1 protein-coding gene is annotated in these 1,217 nt (G+C 72.0%); it reads right to left on the reverse strand.

Annotation, left to right across the window (positions count from 1 at the left end; all coding sequences use genetic code 11):
* Window positions 1-1,217, reverse strand: a 1,217-nt coding sequence (locus ACFTZB_RS45710) for a condensation domain-containing protein (protein ID WP_378442626.1), incomplete at both ends; no start/stop codon positions are given.

Raw genomic sequence — 1,217 nt, forward strand, 5'->3', positions numbered from 1 at the left:
CGACGAGGCTCAGCGGGTAGTGGGCGGCGTCGCGGGCGTCGACGCCGGTGACGCGGAGCCCGGCGATGTCGGTGTCTTCCGACAGTCCGGCCCGGTCCACCGGGTACGACTCGAACACGGTGAGCGTGTCGAACCCGGCGCCGGGGCCGGCGGCGTCCCGGATCTCGGCGAGACCCGTGTAGTGGTGGTCGAGCATCGCCGCCTGCTCGGCCTGCACCCGCTCCAGCAACGCGCCGAGCGTCTCGTCCGGGCGCAGCGTGACCCGCACCGGCACGGTGTTGATGAACAGCCCGACCATCGTCTCGATGCCGGCGAGTTCCGGCGGCCTGCCGGACACGGTGGCACCGAACACGACGTCGTCGCGTCCGGTGAGCATTCCCAGCACGATGCCCCACGCCGTCTGCAGGATGCTGTTGAGCGTGAGCCCGCGGGTGCGCGCGGATTCACGCAGCCGGTCGGTCCGGTCCTCGTCGAGGTCGAACACCCACTCCCGCGACACGGTCGACAGTTGCCGCGCCCGGTCCGCGGGGATCAGCAGCGTCGGTTCCTCGACCCCGTCCAGGGCGTCCGCCCAGGCGCGCGCGGACAGGCCCGCGTCGCGCCGCCCGCTCATCCACGCCAGGTAGTCGCGGTAGTCCCGCACGCGGGGCAGCGGCGAGGGGTCGGCGTCCGTGGCGTACAGCGTGAGCAGTTCCCGGATCATCAGCGGCATCGACCAGCCGTCGAGCAGGATGTGGTGGTTCGTCGACACCAGTCGGCAGCGGCCGCCCGCCGTCCACACCAGCAGGAACCGGATCAGCGGTGCGGTGGCCATGTCGAAGGGGGTGGTCCGGTCGGCGGCGAGCAGTCGCTCGATCTCGGTTTCCGCCGCGTCCCCGTCCAGCCCGCTCAGGTCGATCTCCCGCCAGGGCACGGTGACCCGGCCGGAGACGACCTGCACGGCCCCGCCGTCTGCGTCGTGGCAGAACGCGCTGCGCAGGTTCGGGTGACGGTCGAGGAGCGCGCCTGCGGCCCGGCGCAACCGTGCCGCGTCGACGTCGCCGGCGAGGTCCAGAATCAGCTGGACGAGATAGGCGTCCACCGACTCGTCGGCCAGTTCGGCGTGGAACAGCATGCCCGCCTGCAACGGCGACAACGGCCAGACGTCGGTCATCGCCGGGTACCGGCGTTCGAGGTCGTCGATCGCGCTCTGGCCGAGTCGGACGAGGTTCAGGTCG

Source organism: Rhodococcus sp. NPDC057014 (genome assembly GCF_042673295.1).
GTDB lineage: Bacteria > Actinomycetota > Actinomycetes > Mycobacteriales > Mycobacteriaceae > Rhodococcus_F.